Annotated in this window: 9 protein-coding genes; 4 read left to right on the forward strand and 5 right to left on the reverse strand. The window is 53.7% G+C overall.

Going from position 1 to position 7,730, the window contains the following annotated elements; translation table 11 throughout:
- The 3 genes from PPL9_RS11290 to lepB all read left to right on the forward strand — a co-directional run.
- Positions 1 to 508 (forward strand): GyrI-like domain-containing protein (locus tag PPL9_RS11290; RefSeq protein WP_161831273.1); only part of this gene is annotated, 508 nt, incomplete at its 5' end.
- An 85-nt stretch (positions 509 to 593) separates the two neighbouring features.
- Positions 594 to 1,022: a hypothetical protein gene (locus PPL9_RS11295; protein WP_244273381.1), complete on the forward strand. Its 429-nt coding sequence runs from the start codon at positions 594 to 596 to the stop codon at positions 1,020 to 1,022.
- 181 nt (positions 1,023 to 1,203) lie between these two features.
- Positions 1,204 to 2,142 (forward strand): signal peptidase I, encoded by a 939-nt coding sequence (gene lepB / locus PPL9_RS11300; RefSeq protein ID WP_057462795.1) that lies wholly within the window; start codon positions 1,204 to 1,206, stop codon positions 2,140 to 2,142.
- Between the two features lie 126 nt (positions 2,143 to 2,268).
- Here the strand turns inward: lepB and PPL9_RS11305 are convergent, their stop codons facing one another.
- The 3 genes from PPL9_RS11305 to PPL9_RS11315 form a co-directional block, all read right to left on the reverse strand.
- On the reverse strand, positions 2,269 to 2,967 hold the full coding sequence (locus PPL9_RS11305) for a pseudouridine synthase (protein ID WP_057462796.1): 699 nt from the start codon (positions 2,965 to 2,967) through the stop codon (positions 2,269 to 2,271).
- Between the two features lie 79 nt (positions 2,968 to 3,046).
- The gene (locus PPL9_RS11310; RefSeq protein ID WP_057462797.1) at positions 3,047 to 4,090 is read right to left on the reverse strand and encodes a class I SAM-dependent methyltransferase; all 1,044 of its coding nucleotides are present in this window, start codon (positions 4,088 to 4,090) and stop codon (positions 3,047 to 3,049) included.
- A 113-nt stretch (positions 4,091 to 4,203) separates the two neighbouring features.
- Complete coding sequence (locus PPL9_RS11315; protein WP_057462798.1) at positions 4,204 to 5,805, reverse strand: peptide chain release factor 3; 1,602 nt, start codon at positions 5,803 to 5,805, stop codon at positions 4,204 to 4,206.
- Positions 5,806 to 5,981: 176 nt separating this feature from the next.
- On the opposite strand from PPL9_RS11315, the gene PPL9_RS11320 reads away from it, so the two are divergent.
- Positions 5,982 to 6,800, forward strand: a complete 819-nt coding sequence (locus PPL9_RS11320; protein ID WP_057462799.1) for a DUF6058 family natural product biosynthesis protein — start codon at positions 5,982 to 5,984, stop codon at positions 6,798 to 6,800.
- 48 nt (positions 6,801 to 6,848) lie between these two features.
- Here the strand turns inward: PPL9_RS11320 and PPL9_RS11325 are convergent, their stop codons facing one another.
- Positions 6,849 to 7,382 (reverse strand): hypothetical protein, encoded by a 534-nt coding sequence (locus PPL9_RS11325; protein WP_057462800.1) that lies wholly within the window; start codon positions 7,380 to 7,382, stop codon positions 6,849 to 6,851.
- Positions 7,383 to 7,483: 101 nt separating this feature from the next.
- Positions 7,484 to 7,730, reverse strand: a 247-nt coding sequence (locus PPL9_RS32370) for a hypothetical protein (protein ID WP_200962275.1), incomplete at its 5' end; no start/stop codon positions are given.

Raw genomic sequence — 7,730 nt, forward strand, 5'->3', positions numbered from 1 at the left:
GGTGCTGGAACGGCCTGCGAGCGGGCTGGTGGCGGACAAGGTTGAGGTGTGCAAGCTGGAGCCGCGCACGGTGGCTTATGTGCGCCGGACGGGCAACTTTCAGGAACGGCCCGAGATTTTTGGCGAGGCGTTTGGCGCGCTGATGGCATGGGCCGGACCGCGCGGGCTGATGCATGGGGCGGAGATGATGTGCCTGTTCCACGATGATCCGCAGGTGACCGATGTGGAGCAGATGCGTTTCAGCTCCTGCCTGACGCTGCGCGGACCAGCGGATGTTGAGGGTGAAGTGGGCAAGATGGTGGTTGGCGGCGGGCGCTATGCCTGCGGGCACTTTGTGATCACCCATGATCAATCGCAGGCGGCGTGGGAATATATGTATGGCACGTGGTTGCCATTGAGCGGGTACGAGCCGGAGAACATCCCCTGCTTCCAGCTGTATCCTTCCATGACCGGCGAGGCGGGGCCACAGCCCGCGGTGATCTGCATTCCGGTGCGGCCTCTTTCTTAAGCCATCGTGATTGGTAAGCGGGGTGCGCGCAAGTTGCGCCTGCGGTTTATCGCGGAGTTAAGGGGCGCCGCCTTAGGGTTTGGCGGTGTTGGCTGTTTGCGAGCGGTTCATGGTCTTCGGCTGGATATTCAGGCGCCTGTTCTTCTATCACCTCCTGACCCTGTTCAGGATGTGGGGCGTCTACCTGTCTATACTGCTGTGGGCACGCAAGGGGCTCTATTGGGGGCTGTTTGCGGGTGTTTTGATGAGCGCGCTGACGATCTTCTATGCCATCGGGATTTACTGGGTAACAAACTGGGTCATTGTGCAATCCGGCGGCTACGTGCTGGCTGAGGTCGCCTGCTGGTCGCTGTGGGTTCCGCTGGTGTGGATGGCGGCGCTGGACACCCAGCTTTACATGGTCTGCCTGCGCACGCCGAACCAGAAACTGCTCGGCAACCTGCTCTCCACCTGGGCGTATGAGGAGAAGATCCGGACTCATCTGGAGATGGTGCGGGAGAAGGCTGGGCGGTGATGTCTGCGACTAACCAAAGATCGTATCGATATCGTCTTGTGAGAGCAGTTTCCAGCTCCTTTCTTCGACGCCGTCCAGGGTGAGGGCACTGGGCTGGGATCTAGGCTCTGTGAGTGTGGCTTGCGCGAGATACAATCTGTGATATCAATGGGTAAAATTATACCCGAACAGGGATTCTGGCATGACAACTGCCACTATGAGTAGGTTATTTATTAAGCAGCGCATATGGTGGGTAGCTTTGCTGCTCCAATTTTTTACAGGTGCTGGATACCTTTATTTAGGACGACCAAAGCGTTTTGTTCTATTTTTTTCGCTCTTATGGTCAGGGTTAATTTTTACACTCATTCCGCTCCCAAGATACATTGATAACGGGTTGTATGTTGTTGCAGTTTCGGCAGTTTTAGTTTGCTTTTACATAATCGCGTTTATTGATCTATTGCTTTTGTGCAGAAATCAGCAAAACTACTCTCTCAAGGTCTACAATCGGGGGTTGGTCTACTTTGTAGTATGGCTTTTGTTCCCATTCTCGCTGAATATTTATGATCAGCCATTCGCCTCCTTTCGCCAGGTGGAGCCATTCTTTATTCCATCCAGCAGCAATGCACCAACTTTGCTTTCGGGTGATTACATTGTCGCTAATGCAGGCGGTTTTGACCGCATCAAACCCGAGCGCGGTGATATTGTCGTTTTCAAACTACCCATCGATGGCGAGACTGATTACATCAAACGCATCATAGGCTTGCCAGGCGACACAATCCAACTAACTGAGGGACACGTATTCTTGAAGGGAAAAGCTCTCGAGCTGAGTCCACTTCCTGATTTCGTCGTGACTAGCCCGAATGGTACAACATTCCGAATACCACAGATGCTAGAGCACTTGCCCAACGGGATGAGTTATCCGATCCTTGATGCTCACTCAAATAGCGCATTAGACAACACGCCAATATATCGTGTCCCTGAAGGCCACTATTTTATGCTCGGCGACCACCGAGACAATTCTCTGGACAGCCGCGTTCTTTCAGAAGTCGGATACGTGCCAGCAAAGAACATTTACGCCAAGCCCTTGTTCATCTTCTGGTCTGACAACCTGAGCAGAATTGGGAGGTTGACTGATCCTTAGAGTCTCGTAGGTATAGATCCCGCATCGAGTGCGGGTTTGTTAGTGGCGGGATGTAGTAGGTTGGAGTTGGCCTCCCGAACTGCACTTCCGAGAGACCAGTGGCAGGCGACCATTGCGGGATGGACTTTAGCCAAAGATCTTGTCGATGTCGTCTTGTGAGAGCAGTTTCCAGGTGCCCTCTTCCACGCCGTCCAACGTCAAACCGCCGAGCTGGGCGCGGTGGAGTTTGGTGACGTGGTTGCCAGTGGCGGCGAACATGCGGCGGACCTGGTGGTAGCGGCCTTCGTGGAGAGTGAGGCGGGCTGTTGTTTCGCTCAGGACTTCCAGTTCTGCTGGTTTGAGCGGCTTGGTCTCGTTCTCCAGCATCATTTCACCGGATGCAAACTGATCCGCTTCCCCGCCTGTCATCGGACGATCGAGCTCAACCTCATAGATCTTTGCGGCATCTGCCTTGGGTGAGATGATCTGGTGCAGGAGTTTGCCGTCATCAGTGAACAGCAACAGGCCAGTGGTGTCCTTGTCCAGTCTGCCCACAAAGGACAGAGCTGGTTTGCGGACGCGGTAGCGGTCTGGCAGCAGATCAAACACCAGACGTCCGCGATCTTTCATGGAACACGTGTAGCCAAGCGGTTTGTTGAGCAGGATGACGGAGCCCTCTGGTGGGTCCAGCGGCTCGTCATCAAACAGGATGTCTTCATGAGGCAGCTTGCTATCGGCTTTGATTGGGTTGCCGTCTTTATCAGTGACCCAACCATTGCGGATGGCGGCCTGCATTTCTTTGCGGCTGCCGTATCCCAGATTTGCCAATAGCTTTACAAGTCTCATTTTTCGAACCTTCGGTTCTGTTGCCGCGTACGCTTATCCGAAAACCGGTGCCCACTTTTCGAGCGTATGCGCGCTTTACTTACTTATTCGCCTTGATGGCACGAATGACTTTGTAGCCGTTCTGGTCTGCCATGATCTCGTAGGAGGCGAACACCTTATCCAGCGTTGCTTCATATGGCAGGTGTCGGTTGGCGACCAGCCACAGATGGCCGGATGGACGCAAGCCGCGGGCGGCGGACTTGATGAACTCCTGCCCGATATCTGCACGGTCCTGCTTACCACCTGCGTGAAATGGCGGGTTGGTGAAGATGAAGTCGTAGGTGCGGGCCAGCTTTTTGGTGGCATCCTGCCAGATGAAGTCCAGCGCGACCTCTCCGGTCTTACCCTTCAGGTTCTGCTCAGCCAAGTCCAGCGCGCGCTTTTCAGCCTCATAAAGATCAATAGCTTTGACCTTTTCGCGTTTGGCAACTTCACGGGTCAGGTAGCCAAAACCACAGCCCAGATCAGCGCCGCGGCCCGCCAGTTTCTCTGGCAGTGTTGCAACAAGAAGCTGAGAGGCTTTGTCCAGATGGTCCCATGCGAACACGCCCGGACGGCTGACGAACTCGCCCTCCATGATTTCGCGGGGCGCATCCAGTTTGGACCATTCTTCCACCAGCTCGTGGTTCACATTTTCTGGTGAAATTTCTGCCCAGAACACACGGCATTTGTTTTTGGAGACTTTGCCGGTGTTGCCTGCCAATTTGGTGAGATCGCTTTCAGCGGTCTTGGCACCTTCTGTGTTGGAGGCGCTGACGACAACGAGGCCGCCCTCACCTGCGGACTTTACAGCCTTTGCCATGAGGGCGCGGGCTTCATCACGCTGGCGCGGAGGCAGCAGCATGACGAGCGGGTACTGGCCGTCAACTTCCGGTGCAACTGTGAAGCCAGCGCGTTCCAGATTGTCTCTGTCTGGCGCGAATGTCTGCTGGCAGATCAGGCAGTCTTTGGCGATGCCATTCATGGCAAAACCCATGCGAGCACGCAGGAAGAGCGCTTTTTGATCAGCGGCACCTTCCTCGAAAAAGTTGAGCAGGCCATCTTCAAATGGCAGCAGCAATGTATCGAGAGCTGGATCTTTCATCTTATTCTTATCCTTGCTGCCCTGGAGCCTGTCGCGTTCACAAGGTTCACGCGCCGAGCCCAAGGCTTTGTTTCTAGGCGTATTCTAGTCCAAACCGCTTTTCGGAGATAAGCTTAAGACGTATGCACGATTTCGCGAGTTTCGCGGAAGCCGATATCAGGGTTCTTTTCACCGATGTAGCTTACTTCCCAAGCGTTTTTGAAGAGGTAAACAGGCTTGTCGTCCCGGTCCAGTGCCACATGGGCGCGGTTGGTCTCAAGGAACTTATCAAGCTTGAGCTTGTCTTCACACTCGATCCAGCGCGCGGTGTTGTACATGGCGGTCTCAAAACCAATTTCTGTCTGGTATTCTGCCTTGAGACGATCCACCACAACATCCAGCTGAAGCACACCCACAACACCGACAATCCAGTTGGTGCCAATGGCTGGTTTGAAGATCTGCACCAGACCTTCTTCTGCCAGATCTTCCAAGCCACGGCGCATCTGTTTAACGCGCATGGTGTCTGTCAGGCGCACACGGCGCAGAATTTCAGGCGCGAAGGCTGGCAGGCCGGTGACGTGGATTTCTTCGCCTTCAGAAAGGGTATCTCCCACACGCAGCTGGCCATGGTTTGGCACGCCGATCACGTCGCCCGGATAGGCCTTTTCCGCGATCTCACGCTCTTCTGCAAAGAAGAAGATTGGGGCGGACACGGTGATTGCCTTGCCAGCACGCACATGCTTGAGCTTCATGCCGCGTTTGAATGTACCGGAGCACAGGCGTACGAACGCGATGCGGTCACGGTGTTTCGGGTCCATATTGGCCTGAACCTTAAACACGAAGCCCGTTACCTTTTTCTCTTCCGGCTTGATGGTGCGGCCACCCGTTGCTGGCTGAGAATGTGGAGGTGGTGCATATGCGGCGATGAAATCGAGGATCTGGTCGATACCGTAATCGCGCAGAGCAGAACCGAAGAAGACCGGGGTCAGATGCCCTTCCAGGAAGCTTTCGTGATCGAACTCAGGGTAACCTGCGCCGCCCAGTTCCACGTTTTCTTCCAGCTCTTCGCGGATGTTGTCGAACAGTTCACCAATCAACTCAGGGTCTTCCAGACCTTTAACATCTTTGATGGTATCCAGAGCACCACCGCGGCCCTCAGTAGAGGTGAAGAAGCGGTTACCGATATGGTCGTAAACACCAAAGAAGTCGGAACCCATACCAACAGGCCAGCTCATTGGCGTCACATCAAGGGCCAGTGCCTCTTGAATCTCGTCAATGACTTCCATTGGGTGGCGACCTTCACGGTCGATTTTGTTGACGAAAGTGATGATTGGAATATCGCGCAGCCGGCAAACTTCAAACAGCTTGCGGGTCTGGGTTTCAATACCCTTTGCAGCGTCAATCACCATGATGGCTGCGTCAACAGCGGTCAGCGTACGATAGGTGTCTTCAGAAAAGTCTTCGTGGCCCGGCGTATCAAGCAGGTTGAAGAGAATGCCATCGCGCTCAAACGTCATCACGGAGGATGATACAGAGATACCGCGTTCCTGTTCAATCTTCATCCAGTCAGAGCGGGCGCGGCGGCGCTCACCACGCGCACGCACCTGTCCCGCAGCACGGATCGCACCACCACCTAAAAGCAGTTTCTCGGTGAGTGTGGTTTTACCGGCATCCGGGTGAGAGATGATCGCGAATGTGCGGCGTGCCTTATAGGCTTCCGTGCCTGCTGTGCTCATAGAGCCTCCTTTTGCAGGCAAACTCCTGCGTATTCTAATAGTGCAGATTTGAGGGTATCCATCTGGCGCAAAGTTCTAAAGTGTTCTTTCCGGCTTATGGCCGTCCGCAGCAAGGAACACCTGACACGCGCAAAATCTGCTGAAACTTTTTGTCGGATTGGGTCTTACAGAATGTAATGAAGCAATGCCAGCCCTTCGCTGAACTTTTTCCGCAGGGCATGACAGCCCTGACAGCACAACTTAGTTCGATCGGCATGGAAGCATCCTTCCAATATTTCAGGTTATTCATCGTCACAGTTCGGTTTTTATTGCTGCGAGGTATGATTATGCTGCTCAACTATCTTTATTCGGAGTTTTATGAGGAACAGGTGTTTCTGGGTCTGCTTGGCCTTTCCTCCGCGGACTGGCAGAGCCTGCTGGAGCGGCGGGTGATGCCTGCCGCCTCTTACCTGTTCACCAACAGCTCGCTGTGTGTTTCCTTCTTTGGTCAGTATCAGGAACGGGAGCTTTATCGCTTCCACCTGAAGAGCCATCGGCGCTGGTTTGAGGATCTGCAGTGTTTTGGCCTGACACAGGAACAGGCCGCCAAAGCGTTTTTCCTCTCCCGTTTCCGCAATGCCAAAGAGGCATTTCGTGCCGGAGAGCTGGGATCTCGCTTGCATGTGTCCTACCCTGAGGTGCTGAGCGCGTTTGACAGGGATCTGGAGGAGCGCACATGGGGTCACTTTCTCAACGGCACCTATGGCATCTGCACCCGTGACGGCCAGCCGGACACGATCTTCCAGAAGCAGGTTGGTGTGCGGTACGTTGAGAAGATGACAGAGACCGAGCCTCACTGGTTCCCAGATGACCAGCTCGGGCTGCTGAGGCAAACAGTGGATTTTCTGGATGGTGTGGAATCCGAGTTCGCTCCACACGAGGTAAGTCAGTCGTCGAGACAGCGCTGTATCATTGATGTGCGGGAGCGGTATTTGGCAAAGCGTGTTGCGGCTTAAGACGTCGCCATAGTGGAAGGCGCAGCGTGGTGCTGCGCCCAACTCATTTTAAGGCATCGGAAATGCCGTTCGAATTACCCATTTTTCACCCGTCCATTTCATAACAAACCGGATTTGTGATGGTGTGAAAGATGTCCCTTCCTGGCCACAATACACCCGTGGACCAGCAGCAAATGGATTATTATCAGTGAGGATTGAGCCAGCTTTACAATTGTATCCAATAAATGCAGCCGGTTTAGCTGCAAAATCTGCCTGTACCAGGTCAATCACTACGTTGGCAGCAGAGCCTGTGGTTTCACAATTACCTACACCCCCTGCGAGGAAAATAGCTTCTACGCTTTCATACTGATCTTCATCCAGGAAAAATGTGTCTGTTTGCTTTGCTTGTGCATCTGCATCACTGCTGAAAATGCCTTCGTTGATCACATGCTTTGCGATATGTCCGCCTTGGTCTCGATTTGTGTCCAGCTCAGATGAAGCAATAACGCTGTCAATAGTTCGGCATTGTTGAAGGGCAGCATTTGCCTCAACCGAAATCGATAGGAAAGCAGCAATTGCGGCAAGGATACTCAGAAATTTCATGGGTTTGTCCCTTGTTGTTTTTCGTTGGCAACAAGAGACAGGACGGGTTGGATCGGTGTGTGTGAGGCTGTGTTGGGCTTAAGGTAAAGGCAGGCTTAAGCTTATTTACCTTCGCAGGTCGTTTTGTCGAGAAGGTGGGACCAAACATTCTTTGGCACTGCGATGGAGAATTTGTTTTGGGCGGAGGCGACCATGATGGCGGTGAGTTTGAGTTTTCCGCCTTCGTCCACCATCACCGGACCACCGGAGCCGCCGTAGTTGGTGTCACAGCTGGTGAGCCAGAGGTTGCCTCGGTCTTTCAGCAGTTTGCAGTTTTTATCGGCGGCTAGCAGGAACGGACGATCCCGC

This window comes from Pseudovibrio sp. POLY-S9 (assembly GCF_001431305.1).
Taxonomy (GTDB): Bacteria; Pseudomonadota; Alphaproteobacteria; order Rhizobiales; family Stappiaceae; genus Pseudovibrio.

Coding starts and splice junctions, on each gene's coding strand:
- lepB (WP_057462795.1), top strand. CDS start 1,204: ATGACAACTGCCACTATGAGTAGGTTATTTATTAAGCAGCGCATATGG.
- PPL9_RS11305 (WP_057462796.1), bottom strand. CDS start 2,967: ATGAGACTTGTAAAGCTATTGGCAAATCTGGGATACGGCAGCCGCAAA.
- PPL9_RS11310 (WP_057462797.1), bottom strand. CDS start 4,090: ATGAAAGATCCAGCTCTCGATACATTGCTGCTGCCATTTGAAGATGGC.
- PPL9_RS11315 (WP_057462798.1), bottom strand. CDS start 5,805: ATGAGCACAGCAGGCACGGAAGCCTATAAGGCACGCCGCACATTCGCG.
- PPL9_RS11320 (WP_057462799.1), top strand. CDS start 5,982: ATGAAGCAATGCCAGCCCTTCGCTGAACTTTTTCCGCAGGGCATGACA.
- PPL9_RS11325 (WP_057462800.1), bottom strand. CDS start 7,382: ATGAAATTTCTGAGTATCCTTGCCGCAATTGCTGCTTTCCTATCGATT.